Raw genomic sequence first — 18,937 nt, 5'->3', positions numbered from 1 at the left:
GCTCATGTCGTCGATCGCCTGGTGAGCGTCGGCTTTGCCTTCCTCAAGGTTTGTCGCCACGGCATCAGCCAGCGCTTTCTCCACACCTGCCGGATCCGTCGCGTCTTTCACCGCCTGGCGGGCCGCTTCTTTCTGCTCATCGCTCAGATAGGCCATATCGTCTATCGCCTGATAGGCGTCGGCTTTGCCTTCCTCAAGGTTTTTCGCCGCGGTATCGGCCATCGCTTTTTCCACGCCCGCAATGTCGGTCGCGTCGTTCACCGCCTGCTGCGCCTCGGCTTTCTGCTCGTTGCTCAGGTAGGCCATGTCGTCGATCGCCTTGGTGGCGTCGGCTTTGCCTGCCTCAAGGTTTGTTACCGCGGCATCGGCCTCGGTTTTCTCCACCTTCGCAATGTCAGTCGCATCGTTGATCGCTTTGTGCGCATCGACCTTCTGCTCGTTGCTCAGGTACGCCATGTTGTCGATCGCCTCGTTGGCGTCGGCTTTGCCTTCCTCGAGGTTTTTCGCCACGGCATCGGCCAGCGCTTTCTGCACCTCGTCTACGGTGGTCGCATTATCAATGGCTTTCTGAGCTTCAGCCTTCTGTTCATCGCTCAGGTACGCCATGGCGTTGATTGCCTCACTGGCGTCGGCTTTGCCTTCCTCAAGGTTTTTCGCCACCGCTTCGGCAAGCGCTTCCTCTACGCCCACAACGCCGGTCGCAACGTTCACCGCCTGTTGAGCCGCCCCTCTCTGCTCGTCGCTCAGGTGCGTCATGCCGTCGATCGCCTGATTGGCATCGGCTTTGGCTTCTTCAAGGTTTTTCGCCGTGGCGTCGGACAGCGCTTTCTCCACCTCATCTACAGTGGTCGCATTTTCAACGGCCTGGTGAGCGGCTTCTTTCTGTTCGCCGCTCAGGTACGCCATGTTGTCGATCGCCTGATTGGCGCCCTCTTTTGCTTCCTTGAGTTTGGCTTTGGACCGATCTCCGCTATTATCACTGCCACCGTCGTTATCATTTACGGCAGCAATGGCGAGACCGCCGATTGCCACTGCAGCGATTAATGGCACGACCCATACATAAACATCGTTATCGTTCGCGGCGGTTTCAGCCCCGGCAAACACCTCTTCAAAGCTCTGTAATGGTTTAAATTGCAGACCGTTGAATTGTTCTTTGTCGAGATAATCAGCCTCAAAAATCTCCTTACCGTCGTCAAAAACCAGCTTCTTTTTGGTGTCGCCAAAAAAATCTTTGATGACGATTTTTTGATTATCTTTCATTAAGATATTAAGGGCATTTTTATCCTTTTGTACGCCCGTGACATCTCTCGCAGATACAGGTAAGCGGATCGCTCCACTTTCAACCGGGGCAGCCCCAGTCATTTCTGCCGTACTCGCGAGTTTTTCGCCTGTTGGCGAGAAAAAATCTATTGTTCCATTCATATAAATTCAGTCCATATTTATTAAAATAAAAGAAAACACATGGTGATATGTTCAAATTCACCCAGGAACGTCCCTATTCCATTTCTGATTCAATGTGTTTCCTTATAGTTTGAAGAGCTACTCTCCTTAGCTCCTCTTTAGCTTATTTGCGGTGTATCAGCCTTTTTCCCTCCCATACCTTTAATAATGTCGAGAATACCATCGAGATTAAATACAATGGCTTCCTTCATCAGCATGATAATATCTTGCGGAGCCGAGAATAGTTTTGTGAGTTCGTGAAAAGATAGTTTTACTTTTTGTTCATCATCTTTGATAGAAACAATCATTCCCTCAGAGAGTACTCTTTTTACCCATTTTTCTAAATTACGACTATCAATAACACCCGAGAGTGACTTTAATAGCTTCATCACATCTGGCTTAGTACCCTGTTCGGATACAGCTGAAAAAACACCCTCAAGAGATTTTTCACCCAAGTTATCCAGAAGCGGTGTAAGAATATCTTTCTGTAAATCCGCAACAAACATCAGGCGATTCCACGCTTGTAACTTTACCAACATGAATTTTTTTTCGTTCAAAACAAACTCTTTAGTTTCCATAATGTTTTCTCTGGCGGGATGAATAATGTTTCAGGAGAAGACCGCCCTCTCTTCCTCCGAAAAAAACAATGTGTTTATCCCCGTACCCGGGAATGTTACTACCGACTCAAAACGCGTTATCACTGCGCCGATGAATAAACCACCAGCGTCTACAACCTCTTTCCTCTTGAGAGTAAAGAAAGTAATAGATTGAATTAAATGCCAAGATAGTAAGCTTTGCGCGTAATTTAAAATGAAGTTAGCTTCATTATTCTTATCAACATCCACCCCACCTCTAAAGTTATCTTTACTTATCTTATCAAAACGCACTAACTCATTGATAAATATCAACTTAATATAGAATTGAGAAGTAAAAAAAACGGCATTTTTGGACGCCGATCTGGTCATCTGCCTGCTCACCAGCCAGAGAGCGCCCCAGAAAAACGTTAACCAGAAGTGGCTCCGGTTATACCTGTAGTATGAAAGGCTTACGACAATTCTCTAATGCACATGGACACCGTTGAGGGGTTTCCTGCAGACAAAAGACATCCGGGTGTCTGAGATGTTGATAGCGTCATTATGGCGAGTGTATGATTCAATCATTACAAAGAAGAAAAACAATTAAAATCCACGTAAAGCGTAAGCTCCTCTTATCATCTTTACCGAAGACAGGGGGTTCCATGGACACATTATCTTATGACATTCCCTCACTTCCCAGTGGAAGGTTGTAATATTTCCCTCATCGTAAATCGCTCTCCTGCCTGAAAACCTGCCGCATTAATATGCTTTATAAAAATCCATATACAACTATATTTACCAAAAAAAACACCTGGAAGTTTATGGCAAATAATAATAAACCCTAGTTTAAGGGGGGATGGAAATTTATTATTAAAAGAACCATGATAGTAAATATCTCTACCGCGACAACATTAATCCAGAACGTTTTACATCTATATATTTACATATCAACCTTTAATAATGATAAACAGTCACTCACAAACAGAGCGCGTCGCATAGCGTGACTGATTGCAGGCATCGGACCATATCTTTCACCAATCCTCTCCTCGCTCATTCCCTTTTTATCCTTACTTTCCGGCCGTGCACTGCTCCTTTCTGACATCCCGCCACACCCTATAGCTGAGATTTGTCCTATACGTCTTCCCACCTCCATTCGATTCTTACTAATCATTGCAATCTTCAAATGATATTGGTAATTATTCTTATTGCTGTTTGCACTAATGGTTTATCTGGCACGGTATACCTGAAACGGTATGGGACATCGCCAGGCTCGCTGACCAACCTCTTCCTGGGGAAGACGGCCGGGCCAATAGCGCGCTTTGGGCAACGGTATGTGCTTGCCAAAAAATTAAATTCACCTGCGGAAAAGGAAAAATTATCAGATGTATGCCCGCGAGTCTCGCCCCACGCGCCCGCGCAGGACGCTTTTTACCATTTTTTCTTGCCTTCCCCTTATCTACAGCGCGCAAGGTTTTGCCAGGCCGGATATGCAACCGCTGGGGCCGAATATCGCCGATAAGGGTTCAGCGTTTTACCACTTCAGCGTCAATCAGTTCGATTCCGCCGACGGCGCCCGCCACTATCGAGTGTGGACGGCAGTGCCGAACAAAGCCGCGCCACCAACGGGCTATCCCGTGCTATATATGCTTGACGGTAATGCGGTAATGGACCGTCTGTCTGATGAGCTATTCAAGCAGTTGGCAGAGCAATCGCCGCCGCTGATCGTCGCAGTCGGTTATCAGACCAACCTGCCTTTCGATTTAAACGGCCGGACCTACGACTATACGCCGGCAGTCAGAAAGAATAATGAAACCTATGCTGGCCGCAAAAGCGGCGGCAGTGAGGATTTCCGTCAATTGCTGGAAACGCGTATCGCTGTTATTGCGGAACAAGGACTGCATATTAACCCACAGCGCCGCGCCTTGTGGGGCCACTCCTACGGCGGCCTGTTCGTGCTTGACTCCTGGCTGTCGTCTGCTTACTTCCAGTCGTATTACAGCGCCAGCCCATCGCTTGGCCGGGACAACTTTTCTCTGCTGAACCACATCACTGCAGTTACACCTGCGTCATACTGCGCCAAAAAACTGGTGATCATGGAAGGGTCAGCGACGCCGGACGATAAGCGGGATTCGAACGCTAATCACGTGCTAACTAAAGTGAATACCGCGATGACTACGCTAAAAGAGAAAGGCGTGGATGCCGCTGTTTGGGATTTCCCGGGCCAGGGGCATGGACCGATGTTTAATGCCTCCTTTCGCAGCGCGCTGTTAGATATCAGTCGCGAAAAGGCTGAACGCAAACAAGGCTGCCACTAATCCAGTCACTGCCCGCATGACACGGGCAGTGAAACCTTCATCGGCATATCGTGCGGCTAGTACCACGGATAATAAATATGTTCCGCCTGTTCGCGCGCCGGCGCTTCATCGCCCTGTAACCGCGCCGCCAGGGTGAAAGCAAAATCAAATACCTTGCCCAGCCCCCGGCCGCTGAGCAGATTGCCGTCTTCCACAACGTCGGCGTCCACGTACACGCCATCGCTCACCTGCTGCCAAAGATCGCCGGAACAGACATAGCGACGCCCCTTCAGCAGCCCATTGCCGCCCAGCACGCGGGCGGCGGCGGAGCAAATCGGGCAGATATATTTACCCGCTTCATCGTGGCGGCGAACGAAGGCAATGACCTCCGTGCTTTTCGCCAGATTAACACTGCCTTCCGGGCCTCCCGGCAACACCACGGCATCAAAGGTTTGGTCGAAGCTGGCCTTCAGGGTGCTATCCGCTATTATCGGGATAGCGTGGTAGCTCACCACCTCGCGACTCTCGCCGCAGGCAATCGTCTGCACCGCAATATTCAGGCGGCGCAGGATATCGATAGTGACTATCGCTTCCCCCTCTTCAAACCCGGGGGCTAATAACACGGCTACGCTTTTCATCTTGCTCTCCATTCCTTGAGGGTTACCAGTACGGGTACCAAATCTGTCGCAGCCGCGCCAGCAGCTCAAGATAGAAATAGTCCCCCCAGCTACAGCATTGATCGACGCCCTTGCCGCTACCCATGTGATAAACCGAGTGTTGCAGCAGCCCTTCGGTAAGGTCATCGTCGTGGGCCAGGTAGTTATCGGTCAGCGACAGCGCAATGCGCAGCGCCATCTCTTCGTAATACGCGCGATTGGCGTCGAGCGTTGGCAACGCCTTAACCAGCTCCAGCAGGCCGCAGGCGGCAATCGCCGCTGCCGAACTGTCGCGCACGGCATCGGTGCCGAGCAGCGCCAGATCCCAATGGCAAACATCATCTTCCGGCAGGCGGTTGAGGAAGTAGTGCGCCAGGCTGCGCGACAGCTCAACCATCTGCTTATCGCCGGTGTGCTGATAGCTCAGCAGGAAACCGTAAATGCCCCACGCCTGGCCGCGCGACCAGCATGAAGTATCGCTGTAGCCCTGATGAGTGTTACCAAAGCGCGGCTCGCCGGTCTGCACATCCATATAGTAGGTGTGATAAGTCGAAGCGTCTTCACGCACGATATAGTTTGCCGCCTGCCCGGCGTGCGCCGTTGCCGCCTGCGCGTAGCGCGGGTCGCCGGTCTGCTCGCTGGCCCAGTACAGCAGCGGCAGGTTCATATTGCAGTCGATGATCATTCGCCCCTGCTGCTCCGGATCGTTTAAGTCGCCCCACGCCTGGATAATTTTGGCCGTCGGGTTAAAACGCTCCATCAGGCGCTCGGCAGCCAGCAGCGCCGACTGGCGAGCAGCTTCATTGCCGGTGAGCCGCCAGGCGCTGATGCAGGAGAGCGAATAAAGGAAGCCGAGGTCGTGGGTCGCGGTGTCGATACGCTGCTCAATACGCCGGGCGAAAGACGGTAAATAGCGCTCGGCGGCTTCGCGGTAGTACGCTTTACCGGTCATCTCCCACGCCAGCCACAGCTGGCCCGGCCAAAAACTGGTGGTCCACTCTACGTTATCGGTACGCGGCCAGATGCCGTTTTCACAAGCTTCGCCGGGGAACTTATCGCCGAAGGCAACGATATTTTTGTCCAGCTTGCGCGTCACGCGAGCCAGCGCGTCTTCCAGCTTCTGGCTCAACGCCAGGCGGTCGACCTGATGCAGTTCTATCGGCCGCAGCGCTTCGGTGATAACAGATTTGGTCATAACAACTCCTGAATTAATGTTTGGCCGGTTCAACCGAGGCGGTATCTAAAGCCGGAGTAAAGGGTCGTGAGGCATCGCGCTTCGACTGGCAGCGCGATAGCGTAAAAGCGGAAATCAGCGTAAACGTCAGGGCGCAGCAGCCCATCAGCAGATAGGTATGCTCAAAGCCGATTTTGTCGTACAGGTAACCCGCCGGCGGCGCGACCACAATCGATCCGACGTAAATCATTGCCTGGTAACCCAGCAGGTACATCGTGGCGTTAACCCGACGATGGAAGTGTTCGGCGATGTATTTGAAAACTGAAATCAGCAGCAGCGCGATCTCAACGCCGTAAAACGGTTTGATAATGGAGATGACCATCGGGTCGTTGGTCAAGCCGGAGGCAATCAGCCGCGCCCCCACCACGCAGCCGCAGAACAGCAGGCCGCGCTTGGCGCCATAATGGTTCACCAGCCACGGGATAAACATCATCATCACGAACTCCATCCCCGACTGGACGGTACTGAGATAGCCGTACCAGGCGTTGCCCTGCTCTTTGGTGGCAAAGAACGAGACGAAATAGCGCGGGAACTGCTGCTCGGCAATGAACATCATCCACGCGACTCCGGCGACGTAGAGGCTGAACATCCAGAATTTGCGATTTTTCAGCAGCATCAACACATCGGCAAAGACGATCTTATTCGCGGAAATGACGTTGTTATTGCGCAGCTGTTCATCACCGATTTTAAGGCTAATCAGCACCAGCAGCATCAGTACCGAGGTGCCGCTGCTGAGCAAAAAGTTAGCCAGCGGCGTGAAGTTAAACAGCAGTCCGGAGACCGAAGCCGCCATCGCCCAGCCCAGCGAACCCCACATTCTGATACGGCCAAACTCCAGCCCGTACAGACGGCTAAAGCGGTCGGCATAAGATTCGGAAGCCGCCACCCCGGCGTACCAGCCAAGGCTCAAATACAGCGCGCCGATGATAATCCCCAGCGTCGCGTGGCTTTGCAGCAGCGGCTGGTACACCAGCGCGAAGAACGGCGCCATCAGCGCGGAAATGGCGCAGACAAAATAGAGCAGCCACTTACTCATGCCGATTTTGTCCATGATGTAGCCGTACACCGGTTTCAGGACCACCGCGAAAACGCCATTAATGGCGAACACGCTGCCGATGGTAATGCTATCGAGACCTACCTTCTGGCTCAGCCACAGCGCGTACAGGCCAAAGCTGGATGACCAGGTGAAAAAGTAGAGAAAAATAAAGGTACTCATTTTGTACTGCGCGGCGCGTACGGACGATGATGTGCTCATAGCGATGCCTCCGGGGCCAGAACGAGCGTCGTTTCTTGTCGTGCCGTCACGAAGCGTACCGCGTCATCGCTAATGAAGGCCTGTGGGCAGTGTTGCGGTTCGAAGTCAGCGGCATTCCCCGCCCATACCGCGCTTACCAGGCAATGCGTCCCCGCATCAAGCTCGCCGCGCAGCACCGGCACCGCCGCACGTTCGGCGAACAACAGATTGCTGTTCGGCGGCGTCAGTACCGTCTCGCCACGGCGGGCGTGCGGATGTAAACAGAAAATTGCCGAGATATCGCGGGCGTTGCGTAAGCAGCAGGCGCCGTCACGCTCCTGCGCCTGCGCCTGCGGACGGTTCGCCAGGCTAAAGCCGCCTTCCGCGCAATCCAGCGCGCGGTGGGTAGTTATGCGATGGACGCGCAGCTGCCAGTCGCCCAGCGCCAGTAGCCAGCTATCAATCACCACGTCACGCCATGGCAGCCAGCGGCTGTAAATGGTGCCATCAGCGGTGACCACCTGCTGGCATTCGCGGCGGCCGCGCCAGTAATTATCCTTTTCGGCCAGCAGCAGCATCGAATCGGGGGCGGCATGGTTCAACCCGTAGCGCCCCCGCTCAATGGTGAAACCAAAGCGGGTGGAGTAGGCAAATTTGCAGTATTTCGCTTCGGTATTAACGAAGTTGTTCAGCTCCAGCTGGCCGGAAGTTAGCATCCACAGGTGATCGGCCTGATGTACCAGCACCTGATCCGCATGGGCTATTGTGTGCTGCGCGGGCAGCGGCGGCAGCGGCAACTCAGCCGCCTGCCAGAAGGCGTCGCCCTCGCCTAACGCCAGTACCAGCATGGTTTTCAGCCCCCAGTACGGTGAACCCGGTGCGTTGTAATCTTCCGCCATCGCCAGGTTCGGGTAGCTGTAGCCGACGCTCAGTACGCCGTCGCGGTCGAACATCGGCTGCTTCAGCCACCAGCGCAGGTGGCGCAACACGATGCCTTTCATCACGCCCGGCGAAAAGACTTCCAGCCCGGCGAAGGCCGCCGTGCTCCAGAACGCCGCTTCGGCAAAGCGATAGGTCAGACTACGGCCGAACGGTATCGCCGCGCCGTCATCGGCAAAGAAATGGATGAAGTCAGAGGAGAAACGCGCGGCCCGCTGACGCAGTTCCGCACAGCGCTGCGGATCGACATCAGCCATCAGCTTCGCGTAAATCAGGCCATAGAAATGGAAGCCCATCGAAATGTAATAGTCGCGCGGGCGGCCCGGACCATCCGAGTACCAGCCATCGCCGAGGTAGTAACGTTCCATGGCGGCGAAATGATCTTCCCGCGCCTGCGGATTGGTCGGCATACCGCAATAATGAAAGCCAACCTGCACCAGAATCGGAAAGAAGTGCCAGTTATTATCCGGGATATCCTGGGTCTCGCACTGCTTTAACCAGCGCCATAAGTTCTCTTTTTCCGCAGCAGTGAAGTGCGCCAGTACGGTTTCGCCCGCCAGCGCCAGCAATAATCCGTAAGCCGCCATCTCGACAATGCGTTGATCGTAAGGCGCGACTTCGCCCCAGTAATCGGCATGCTGCGGATTGGTGCCGTTTTTTATCGCCTGTAAATAGAAAGAGAAATGCTGCGGCTCGCTGCCGCCAGCCAACAGCGGCGTCACGCCCCACAGTAGCCGGGAAAAGGTTTCCATGCTCGCGACCTGCTGGCCGTAGTGAGCGGTGAAGTTCGCTAAATCAATGCGGCTGGCGTCGTTTTTAAAATAAGGCGCCACCGCGTTCAACATTTCATTGACCAGCCGTAGCACCTCTTCCCGGCTTGTCAGTGGGTTATCCAGATGAATGTTTTCAGGTTGCACAGAGTCCTCCCGTATAACACGAGGATAGAGGTAAGTTATTGTTATTAGGCTTTTATCAAGCCACGTGTGCGACGTCTGGATGAAGAGTAACCGCTTTTATTCCCGGCGCTGAGTGAGCGGACTCACAAAATTAAACCGCCATTTCATTTTTGCTGGATTTTGTCGGCTGCACGGAGGATAAATTGCAAATGATGGCGTAAAAATTTAAATCTGTTGTCCTGGAGGCAAAATGGGCGAAGCGCAACTGCTGGAACGTATTACGCTCGATCGGCAGGCCATTTCGTTTAATCGCATGTATACCACCAGCGTGCTTTACTACCACTGGCATCAATGCGTTGAATTGCTTTATATATCCAGCGGCTACGGCATCGTGGTGGTGGATAACCAGCACTACACCGCCCGTCCGGGGCGATTATTTATCTTTCCGCCCTTCCGTTTGCACAAAGTGCAGGTCGATCATAGCGATAAAAATCCTTATCACCGCACCACCATGCACATTGAGCAGTCGGTCGTCGAGAGCGCGCTCAGCGCTTTCCCGCGCCATCAGGCCCAGTTCGTGGCGCTGGCCGCCAGCAATCTGCCGGCGCAAATTTACGACCTCAGCGAGCACGCGGCATTTATCGAAAGGATCCTTGAACAGTTTCAGCGTCTGGAGGATAACGAGCAGACCACCGCCTGCGAGGTGGCGTTTTTGATGATGCAACTAATGACGTTTCTACCCGAGCAGCCGCAACGCTACCCGCCGCGCCAGCAGACCGTCGCCTCGCGGATTATGAACTGGATCGAAGCCCACTATGCCAGCAAGTTTTCTCTCGATCAGCTGGCTTGCGACCTCGGACTTTCACGCAGCTATACCTCGCGGGTTTTTCGTCAGCAGACCGGCGGCAATATCCATGAATATTTGCTCACCCGGCGAATAAAACGCAGTTGCGATCTGCTACGTAATAGCGATGAGAGCATTGATGCCATCGCATTGGCGGTGGGATTTGGCGAGGTGACCTACTTCATTACCTGTTTTAAAAAGATGATGCGCCAGACGCCGCTGCAGTACCGTAAGGCCAGCCAGCGGCGCTCCACTTTATAACTTAATCCATCGCCTGCTTGAGGCCAACCTGACGGCGACGCCAGGCGCTATCGCGGCTTGCCAGCCAATAGTACAGCGGCGAGGTCACCAGCAGGCCGACCAGCCAGGAGAGATCGGCGCCGTTAAACCACGCCGAGACCGGGCCAACGTATAGCGGGGTATTCATAAACGGGATCTGCACCAGGATGCCGATGGCGTAGGCCAGCAGCGCGTGCGGGTTGTAACGGCCATAGATGCCGCCATCCACCTGAAATATCGAGTTAATATCGTAGTTGCCCTTGTGAATGGCGTAGAAGTCGATCAGGTTAATCGCGGTCCACGGCACCAGCACCACCAGCAGAGCCAGAACGAGATCGATAAAGTGGCTGATAAAGTCCGCCGAGGCGAAGATCGCCGCCACCACACAGCAAATAAGCACGATAACCGACAGCAGCGCCCGGCTGCGGCTGCCGGGGATCCAGCGCCACAGGAAGGTTTGCACCAGGGTTATCACCGACATCACCGCGCCATAAAGATTAAGCGCGTTATGGCTGATGACGCTCAGCAGGAAGAGTACCAGCATCAACGGGCCGATCGCGCCGGTCGCCAGCTTTACCGCATCCATGGTTTCCAGCCCCACCGGCGTCGCCAGCACCGCTACCGCGCCGAAAATAAACGACAGACTGGAACCGAGCGTCGAGCCAAGATAGGTGGTCCAGAACGTCGCGGCGACGGGCACATCCGCCGGCAGGTAGCGCGAATAATCAGAAACATACGGGGCGAAGGCGATCTGCCACAACGCCGCCAGCGACACGGTGGCCAGCCAGCCCGAGAAGGAAAAGCCGCCGCGGGTTAAGAAATCGGCGGTATGCAGATGCGTGAAGATGTAGCCAAAGCCGACCATAATGCCGATGCCCAGCACCCAGGTGCCGATTCGGTTGAGAATGTGAATACATCGGTAGCCGATAATGCCAATCACGCAGGATCCCACCGCGCCGATCACGATCCCCACCGGCAGTGGGACGGCAGGGGCGATGCCGTGCAGCGACTGCCCGGCCAGCACGATGTTCGAGGCAAAGAAACCGACGTACATCACCCCGGCGATCGCCACCACCAGCAGCGAACCAAAAGATCCAAACTGCGCGCGGCTCTGGATCATCTGCGGGATCCCCATCTGCGGCCCCTGTGCCGAGTGCAGCGCCATCAGCGCCCCGCCAACCAGATGGCCGACTAAAATCGCAACGATCCCCCACAGCAGATTCAGATGAAAGATCTGTACCCCCAGGGCGCCTGTAACGATCGGCAGCGGCGCGATGTTGCCGCCAAACCACAGGGTAAAGAGATCGCGGGTTTTACCGTGGCGATCTTCTGGCGGAATATAGCCAATGGTGTGCTTCTCAATAAGCGGCGGCGATGATTCTTTGGTCGGCATAGCATTCTCCAAAGTCAGGAACCATTAATAATGGTTGTGATGTGCAGGTGTTTTTATGTTTTGGAGATAATGCGCATTATTTTGCGAAAGGGTAAATTACTTTGTTTATGGCTACAGAAAATAAAAAAACTAATTAGCCCGGCAGGACGCCGATAAATATCATAAAAATTTATCATAACCGTTACGGTAAGATTAAATAATGATATTTTCAACGCAGCGGTAAGTTGTCAATTAGTAATACAGAATAAATAATCGCGAGGCGGTGAATTTATGGCGGATAATAAAATACGGGCCGTTATTCAGGCCCGTATTATGTGATAAGTTAAAACTCAAACGGCAAGCGTTTAACTAAATAACTTACCTTTCAGTAGATTAAGCCCTGCGGAGACCAGGTCGCCCTGGGCCGGCGCTTCGCCCTGCGGCGACAGGCCATCGACGATTTTTGGCAGGTATTCCGCAATCAGCGATGAGGCGGTTTGCGAATCAACGCCCAGTTTGGCGCCGAGATCCTGCAGCGCAGACGAGCCGAACACCGAGGTAATCTGATCGCTGTTCACCGACATATTACTCTGCTGACTAAGCCACGACTCGACGATTTCACCTAAGCCGCCGTTGCGGAATTTTTCCAGGATTCCCTGGATACCGCCCTGCTGTTCAATCCAGGTCATGATCGCCTGAAGTTGTTCAGTTTTGCCAGCCTGCCCGCCAAGCACGCCGCCGATTTGATCTAATAATCCCATTACAGTCTCCATCAAAACGTTGCTATTGATCCCTGATTCACGGCTTACTTCGCCGGGATAATCAGTACCTGCCCCGGATAGATCTTATCGGGATGCTTCAGCATCGGTTTATTGGCTTCAAAAATACGCTGATAGTCATTGGCGGAGCCATACATCGCTTTCGAGATGGCGCTGAGGGTATCACCGGATTTAACCGTATAGTAACGACTTTCCGCTCCGCTCTGCGTCACAGTAACGCTATCGTTGACCTGGCCAATCCCGGTTACGTTACCTACCGCGACCAGAATTTTTTCCTTATCTTCCTGTGAGCCGACGTCGCCCGTTACCGTCGCGGTACCATCGTCCGCTACGGCAATATTGACCTTTTCGGCACCAGGCAGGTTAAGACTATCAATATGTTTTTTCAGCTTGTCAGCCTGATCTTCCTTGCTGGAGCCGGAGACGGCATCCCAGATCTTCTCGCCCGCTTCTTTCACAAAACTTAATAATCCCATCTATCCATACCTCCATTACTGTTTCACGATGAATGCTTTCATCAGACACGATAATCATAGCTTATAAATACCGTTCACTTCCTTTAACAAATGTTCGACGAAGCGGGTAAGTTTCGGTAACGGGCGCAGATCCTGGCGCCACAGCAGGTGTATCGGCCTCGGTTCCGGGGTGTAATTTTGTAAAATACGCACCAGTCGGCCATTGGCTAAATCTTCCGCCAGCAGCACTTCCGGCTGCAATAACAGCCCGGCGCCGGCCACTGCCGCCATACGCAGCGCGTAGCCATCATTGCAGCGCAACACCGCATCGCGCTTCCAGCGTACCTCTTCCGCAGCGCCCGGCAGCCGCCACTCGTTGCGCGCGGTCCACACCGTATGCGAAAGACACTGATGCCCGGCTAAATCAGCGGGCGTCTGCGGCGTGCCGTGGCGCGCCAGATAATCCGGCGCCGCGCAGATCGCCATACGATAAGGGGCGAGATACTTCGCCACCAGATCGGTACGCTGGATATCGCCGATACGAATCGCCAGATCGATTCCCTCATCCACCAGGTCCACCATGCGGTTCGTCAAATCAAGCTCGACGCGTACCTCTGGCCAGGCCTGCAGAAAGGAGGCGGTCAGCGGCGCGATAATGCTGGCGCCGAAAGAAACCGGCGCGCTCACCCGTAGCGTACCGGCAGGGGCCAGCCGTAATCGCTCAACCGAACGCTCGGCATTCGCCACCTGCTCCAGTACCCGTCTGGCCTCGTCAAAATAGACTCGCCCGGCATCGGTCAGGCTTTGCCGGCGGGTATTTCGCTCCAACAGGCGGGTGCCGAGCTGGCCTTCAAGTAAGGCGATATATTTGCCGACCATCACCGCCGACATCTCAAGGCGAGTCGCTGCGCCGGTGAAGCTACCGCACTCCACCACCGCGACAAACGTCTCCATTCCACGCAGCTTGTCCATATTACAAACCCCTGGTTAGCAATCATCTAACTTTTAGCCAGTTTATCCGACAATCGATTAATTAAAGAATAGAGGCTCACTTCACTGAGGAGTTTGCGATGAAAATTATCGTTATTGGCGCCAGCGGTACCGTTGGCCGCGCGGTTGCGGAAGAACTGAGCCGCCAACATGAGGTTATCCGCGTTGGCCGGACCCACGGCGACGAGCAGGTTGATATCACCTCGCAGCACAGTGTGCAGGCGCTGTTCGAGAAAATTGGTCCAGTCGATGCCATTGTCTCAGCAGCCGGTAGTTTGTACTTTGGCCCCTTAAGCACAATGACCGACCGTGATTTTGACCAGGGATTGCAGGATAAACTGCTGGGGCAGATTCGCCTCGCCCTCACCGGCCAGCATTATCTCAACGATGGCGGTTCCATCACCCTTATCAGCGGCATCGTCGCCGATGAACCCATCGCTCAAGGGGTGAATGCCACCACCGTTAACGCCGGACTGGCCGGCTTCGTTCGCGCCGCCGCCTGTGAATTACCGCGCGGGATCCGCATTAACCTGATAAGCCCCACCGTGCTCAGTGAATCCGTCGAAGCCTATGACGGCTTTTTCCCCGGTTTCTCCAGCGTACCGGCCGCAGCGGTGGCGCAGGCCTACCGCCGCAGCGTCGAAGGGATCCAAAGCGGGCGGGTTTATAAAGTCGGTTATTAATTATTTTCGGGCAGGATGTCGCATTCCTGCCCTTATATTGATTATCTGTTGGTTATTGTGAAGCGCCTCGCATAACGCCCTTATCCACATTATCTGTGTGACTTTAGGTTACTCAATACGACAATTCTAATGTCATGATGTATCAGCTAATTATTTTATTTCCCCATTATTTTATGGGGTCAAACATCTATCTCATTAGACCGCAATAAAAACAGGGAATTGTTATTTCTCTCTACGGTTCATCATTCTAATCCCCTCGCAATATGGCAGAGTTTTATCTGCCCGATAAAAAACCATCAGCTGCTTTGCCAGTAAAAAATTAAGCACGAAGCATAAAGCTCTAAAAAACGCGCAACGCACAAATGCGGCGTTTTTCCAGCGCCAGGTAAAGCAGTTTTTTTATATCCAGCACCGATATTTTTTGTCATTTCGCAAATGATACGGAGTTGTAAAAATGGTGAATGAAATGTTGTGATGAGTAGATTAGCTGTACTCCTCATTGAAATATCACTCTTACGCTGATGAAGACCAAAATAATGAGAGAGCACCATGACAAAACATCAATCTGTTAATGTCGAGAATCTTGAAAGTAATACCATCAGACCTATCCCCTTAAATATGCGCCACGGCAAACCAGGCGATCTTTTTACCATTTGGTTTGGCTCCAACATTATGCTGTTAACGGTCATCACCGGCGCGATGTCGGTGACGATTTTCCACCTTTCCTTTTTATGGTCAGTGATTGCGCTATTTATCGGCAGCTTGGTCGGCGGGCTCTTTATGGCGCTGCATTCGGCGCAGGGGCCAAAACTCGGGGTACCGCAAATGGTCCAGACCAAAGGGCAATTTGGCTCCTATGGTTCGGTATTGGTGGTCTCGATTGTCGTACTGATGTATATCGGCTTTACCGCCTCCAGTCTGGTGCTCGGCGGGCAGTCGATGCACGCGATTTATCAGCCGATGAACTCGGACATTGGGATTATCGTGGTTGGCGCGCTAAGCCTGTTCGCCACCATCTTTGGCTATAAGATCATCCACTCCTACGCGCGGATCATGTCGTGGATTTCCGGTATCGTACTGGCGGCAACCTTCGTGTGGATAGTCTTCATCCATGGCCTGCCGGGCGATTTTGCCGACCGCGGCGGCTTCAACATCGTCGGTTTTCTCGGCGCCGTCTCTATCGCCGCGCTCTGGCAACTGGCCTATGCGCCCTATGTCTCTGATTATTCCCGCTATATGCCCTACAGCACCAACGATAAAAGCGTCTTTTACGCCAGCTATTTTGGCTGCATTCTCGGCTCCTATTTGCCGATGGTGCTCGGGGTACTGGTGGCGATTTGTATCGGTAATGACGATATTATTCAAGGGATTATGGATCTGACCGGCAGCATGGGGGCGATAGTGATTATCGTGCTGGCGCTGGGGATCGCCGCCACCAATTCGATGATGCTGTACTGCGGCGTACTCTGTACCCTGACGCTCGGCCAGACCTTTATCGACGGCTGGTCGCCGATGGCGCGGGCACGCATTATCACCGCTATTTTGACCATGCTGCTGGAGATATTCCTCGCCATCTATGGCCAGGAAAATTTCCTGCTAATCTACACCAACTTTATTACCGTGCTGCTGTATGTGCTGGTGCCGTGGACGGCGATTAATCTGGTCGATTATTATTTAGTGGCCCACGGCGAATATCACGTTGAGTCTTTCTTTAAACGCGATGGCGGTATTTACGGATACTTTAATGCAACGGCAATATCCTGCTATATCCTCGGTATTCTGGTCGAAGTGCCGTTTATGTCGACCTCAATTTATACCGGGCCAATCGCCCTCACCTTCGGCGGTGCGGATCTCTCCTGGATTATAGGTTTATTGGTGGTCTCACCGGTCTATTATTATTTCTCGAAAGCGAAGAGTGTTAAAAGCATGGCTTTTGCAAAAGAGAAGGTTTAAGGACTACAAGAAAGCGCGCCGCCTTTGCGGCGCGCCGGCGTTTAAGCTGACATCCAGCGGCAGAGGTTTTTCAACATCTGCGCGCACTTTTCCAACTGCGCCTCGCTAACAAATTCATCCGCCTTATGCCCCTGCTCCATGCTTCCCGGACCACAAACAAGCGTGGCCACGCCGGCCTCATCAAACAATCCGCCTTCGGTGCCAAAAGCGACCGTTGAAAAATCCTCACATTCGGCCCACTGCGCCAGCCAGCCGGCGAACGCCGACTGTGGGTCGCTCAACAGGCCGGGATACTGGCTGAGCGGTTGAAAGGTAATAGCCGCTTCCGCCGCCGTCGCGCGCATTTTTGGCAGCAACTCGCCTTCGGCATACGCCTGCAGCGAGGCCAGCGCATCATCGACCGATACATCCGGTAAATGGCGAATTTCAAAATCGAACTGACAGTGTTGCGGTACAATATTCAACGCCGCGCCGCCCTTAATCATCCCCACCTGCAGGGTGCTGAAAGGAGGATCGAAACGCGTATCCTGGCGAAGCGCCAGCTGCTCGCCCAGCTCGTCCAGGCGGCCAATCAGTTTTGCCGCCCAGGCAATCGCATTCACGCCATCAGGCGCGTAAGCGGAGTGGCAAGCGTGGCCGTGAACATCGCAGCGCATCGCCAGCTTCCCCTTGTGACCATAGACCGGGCGCATCTCCGTCGGCTCGCCGATGATGCACATCGCCGGTTTCTCTGCCGACGCCTGCAGATGGGCGACCAGGCTGCGTACGCCAAGACATCCCACCTCTTCATCGTAGGAAAAAGCCAGGTGCAGCGGCATGCGTAGCGGTTGGGCGAGAAAATCAGGAATGGCGGCCAGTACGCAGGCGAGGAAGCCTTTCATATCGGCGCTACCGCGGCCGTAGCAGCGGCCATCGCGTTGCGTGAGGGCAAAAGGGGGAACCGTCCATGGCTGGCTGTCAACCGGCACCACGTCGGTGTGGCCGGAGAGCATAACGCCGCCGGGCCCCGCAGGGCCCAGTCGTGCATAGAGATTAGCTTTTCGCCCTTCCGCATCATAAAAAAGCTGCGTTTCGATTGCGAAGCCGTGGAGATAATCGGCAATATCGTCGATCATCGCCAGGTTCGATTCGCGGCTGGTGGTGTCAAACGCCAGCAGCCGCGCCAGAATATCCTGTAATCGACTATTCATCGCCGGGTACTCCGTAACTGGGAGCCTCCCGCGGGTCGAGCGCGCGCGTCACGTAAGCCTGCATTTGCGGTTCATAGGCCTGCCACAGCGCCGCCAGCTCGCCAATCGGGTCCGTTTCACTCCAGTCGACGCGCAGATCCACCAGCGGCCAGGAGTAATCATCTACCACTTTCACCGCCGCCGAATGGACCGGCCCGGCCTCGCCGCCTTCTGCTACACCGGCCTGCAGCGCGGCAACCAGCCGCGTCGCCAGCTCGCCTTCGGTTTGCGAAAACGTTGCCGCCATCGCGGCAATAACAGCCTCAGATGCCAGCATATTACCGCCGGCGATACAGTTATCGCCCTGCACAACATGCCAGGTCCCCAGCGTTTTATCGCCGCTGAACCACGCGGTCTGGCCGCTGGCGTCGATGGCGATAATCTGCCGATAGCGGCTAAAATCATCTTCCGCCAGCGCCCGACGCATCGCTTTCTCCGCCGTCAGCCCCTGCTCCATCTGCGCCAGAGTGAGTTGCCCCAGCGCCGGTAAGGTTATGTTCTGGCTCGATACCGCCCCTACCCCCGCCTGCAGCCACGGGCAGCGGGCGCCGACGGCAATGCTTGAAGAGCTAATCGCGATACCAAACTGCCCGCTTTCCGGGCAGCGCGCGGCAATCGAAAATGTCATTCTGCCTCCTTATTTCGCCGCGTCATCAGGGATGACGGCGATTACATCAATTTCCATTAGCCACTGCGGCTGCGCCAGCGCGGAAATTACCAGCCCGGTGGAGATCGGGAACACGCCTTTTAGCCACTTACCTACCTCCTGATAGACCGGTTCGCGATAGCGCGGATCGATAATATAGGTGGTGGTTTTGACGATATGTGACAGATCGCTCCCCGCCTCTTCCAGTAGCTGTTTGACGTTTTTCATCGCCTGTTCCGCCTGCGCTCTAGGGTCGCCAAGGCCCACCAGATTGCCGGCAAAATCCGTCCCTACCTGGCCGCGAACGTAGACGGTATTACCGGCGCGCACCGCCTGACATAAATCATTGTCCAGCGTCTGATTAGGGTAAGTCTCTTTGGTATTGAACATCCGAATACGAGTATGGGTCGGCATAATGGTTATCCTGTTCAGTAAGTCA

The 18,937-nt window shown here is 54.0% G+C and carries 18 protein-coding genes; 4 read left to right on the top strand and 14 right to left on the bottom strand.

Annotated features, from left to right (window positions below; translation table 11 throughout):
- The 3 genes from ABLV08_RS13290 to ABLV08_RS13280 all read right to left on the bottom strand — a co-directional run.
- On the bottom strand, positions 1-1,260 hold a 1,260-nt coding region (locus tag ABLV08_RS13290; RefSeq protein ID WP_348855941.1), incomplete at its 3' end, for a hypothetical protein.
- Positions 1,261-1,559: 299 nt separating this feature from the next.
- Positions 1,560-2,018, bottom strand: coding sequence for a phage tail assembly chaperone (locus ABLV08_RS13285; protein WP_045377642.1), 459 nt, complete (start codon positions 2,016-2,018; stop codon positions 1,560-1,562).
- 30 nt (positions 2,019-2,048) lie between these two features.
- The gene (locus tag ABLV08_RS13280) at positions 2,049-2,405 is read right to left on the bottom strand and encodes a hypothetical protein (protein WP_063421858.1); all 357 of its coding nucleotides are present in this window, start codon (positions 2,403-2,405) and stop codon (positions 2,049-2,051) included.
- A 992-nt stretch (positions 2,406-3,397) separates the two neighbouring features.
- Here ABLV08_RS13280 and ABLV08_RS13275 point away from each other — a divergent pair.
- Positions 3,398-4,330 carry an alpha/beta hydrolase gene (locus tag ABLV08_RS13275; protein WP_348855940.1) on the top strand — a complete coding sequence of 311 codons (933 nt, stop codon included), beginning with the start codon at positions 3,398-3,400 and terminating at the stop codon, positions 4,328-4,330.
- A 56-nt stretch (positions 4,331-4,386) separates the two neighbouring features.
- Here the strand turns inward: ABLV08_RS13275 and ABLV08_RS13270 are convergent, their stop codons facing one another.
- From ABLV08_RS13270 to ABLV08_RS13255, 4 genes are read right to left on the bottom strand one after another with little or no spacing between them, the layout of a single operon-like run.
- Positions 4,387-4,947, bottom strand: coding sequence for a DJ-1/PfpI family protein (locus ABLV08_RS13270; RefSeq protein ID WP_348855938.1), 561 nt, complete (start codon positions 4,945-4,947; stop codon positions 4,387-4,389).
- 22 nt (positions 4,948-4,969) lie between these two features.
- The gene (locus tag ABLV08_RS13265) at positions 4,970-6,160 is read right to left on the bottom strand and encodes a glycoside hydrolase family 88 protein (protein ID WP_348855937.1); all 1,191 of its coding nucleotides are present in this window, start codon (positions 6,158-6,160) and stop codon (positions 4,970-4,972) included.
- A 13-nt stretch (positions 6,161-6,173) separates the two neighbouring features.
- Entirely contained in the window at positions 6,174-7,454 is a 1,281-nt protein-coding gene (locus ABLV08_RS13260; RefSeq protein WP_348855936.1) for an oligosaccharide MFS transporter, read from the bottom strand.
- Positions 7,451-9,289: a DUF2264 domain-containing protein gene (locus tag ABLV08_RS13255; RefSeq protein WP_348855935.1), complete on the bottom strand. Its 1,839-nt coding sequence runs from the start codon at positions 9,287-9,289 to the stop codon at positions 7,451-7,453. The genes ABLV08_RS13260 and ABLV08_RS13255 overlap by 4 nt, the downstream gene beginning before the upstream one ends.
- A 229-nt stretch (positions 9,290-9,518) precedes the next feature.
- Between ABLV08_RS13255 and ABLV08_RS13250 the strand changes: the two genes are divergently transcribed.
- Positions 9,519-10,373 (top strand): AraC family transcriptional regulator, encoded by an 855-nt coding sequence (locus tag ABLV08_RS13250; protein WP_348855934.1) that lies wholly within the window; start codon positions 9,519-9,521, stop codon positions 10,371-10,373.
- Between the two features lies 1 nt (position 10,374).
- Here ABLV08_RS13250 and ABLV08_RS13245 read toward each other — a convergent pair whose 3' ends face one another.
- From ABLV08_RS13245 to ABLV08_RS13230, 4 genes are all read right to left on the bottom strand, one after another.
- Positions 10,375-11,784: a cytosine permease gene (locus ABLV08_RS13245; RefSeq protein ID WP_015369695.1), complete on the bottom strand. Its 1,410-nt coding sequence runs from the start codon at positions 11,782-11,784 to the stop codon at positions 10,375-10,377.
- Positions 11,785-12,128: 344 nt separating this feature from the next.
- On the bottom strand, positions 12,129-12,524 hold the full coding sequence (locus tag ABLV08_RS13240) for a YidB family protein (protein ID WP_047055085.1): 396 nt from the start codon (positions 12,522-12,524) through the stop codon (positions 12,129-12,131).
- Between the two features lie 44 nt (positions 12,525-12,568).
- Positions 12,569-13,018, bottom strand: coding sequence for a peptidoglycan-binding protein LysM (gene lysM, locus ABLV08_RS13235; protein WP_015369692.1), 450 nt, complete (start codon positions 13,016-13,018; stop codon positions 12,569-12,571).
- Positions 13,019-13,072: 54 nt separating this feature from the next.
- A complete protein-coding gene (locus ABLV08_RS13230) occupies positions 13,073-13,969 on the bottom strand; it encodes a LysR family transcriptional regulator (protein WP_045387303.1) in 897 nt (298 codons plus the stop codon).
- Positions 13,970-14,067: 98 nt separating this feature from the next.
- Between ABLV08_RS13230 and ABLV08_RS13225 the strand changes: the two genes are divergently transcribed.
- A complete protein-coding gene (locus ABLV08_RS13225) occupies positions 14,068-14,670 on the top strand; it encodes a short chain dehydrogenase (RefSeq protein ID WP_020077929.1) in 603 nt (200 codons plus the stop codon).
- A gap of 549 nt (positions 14,671-15,219) precedes the next feature.
- A complete protein-coding gene (locus ABLV08_RS13220) occupies positions 15,220-16,623 on the top strand; it encodes a cytosine permease (RefSeq protein ID WP_015703479.1) in 1,404 nt (467 codons plus the stop codon).
- Positions 16,624-16,664: 41 nt separating this feature from the next.
- Here the strand turns inward: ABLV08_RS13220 and argE are convergent, their stop codons facing one another.
- Genes argE through ABLV08_RS13205 form a run of 3 tightly spaced genes read right to left on the bottom strand, consistent with a single transcriptional unit; the run spans position 16,665 to position 18,912 of the window.
- Complete coding sequence (argE, locus tag ABLV08_RS13215; RefSeq protein WP_045387306.1) at positions 16,665-17,813, bottom strand: acetylornithine deacetylase; 1,149 nt, start codon at positions 17,811-17,813, stop codon at positions 16,665-16,667.
- Entirely contained in the window at positions 17,806-18,480 is a 675-nt protein-coding gene (locus ABLV08_RS13210) for a DUF1028 domain-containing protein (RefSeq protein WP_015703481.1), read from the bottom strand. Before ABLV08_RS13210 ends, argE begins: the two co-directional genes overlap by 8 nt.
- 9 nt (positions 18,481-18,489) lie before the next feature.
- Positions 18,490-18,912 (bottom strand): RidA family protein, encoded by a 423-nt coding sequence (locus ABLV08_RS13205; RefSeq protein ID WP_015369686.1) that lies wholly within the window; start codon positions 18,910-18,912, stop codon positions 18,490-18,492.
- Positions 18,913-18,937: the final 25 nt, after the last annotated feature.

Source organism: Klebsiella sp. CN_Kp088, assembly GCF_040064335.1.
GTDB classification, from domain to species: domain Bacteria; phylum Pseudomonadota; class Gammaproteobacteria; order Enterobacterales; family Enterobacteriaceae; genus Klebsiella; species Klebsiella aerogenes.
Note: the sequence above shows the minus strand (reverse complement) of the source record. Positions and strands in the feature narration are given on the sequence as shown.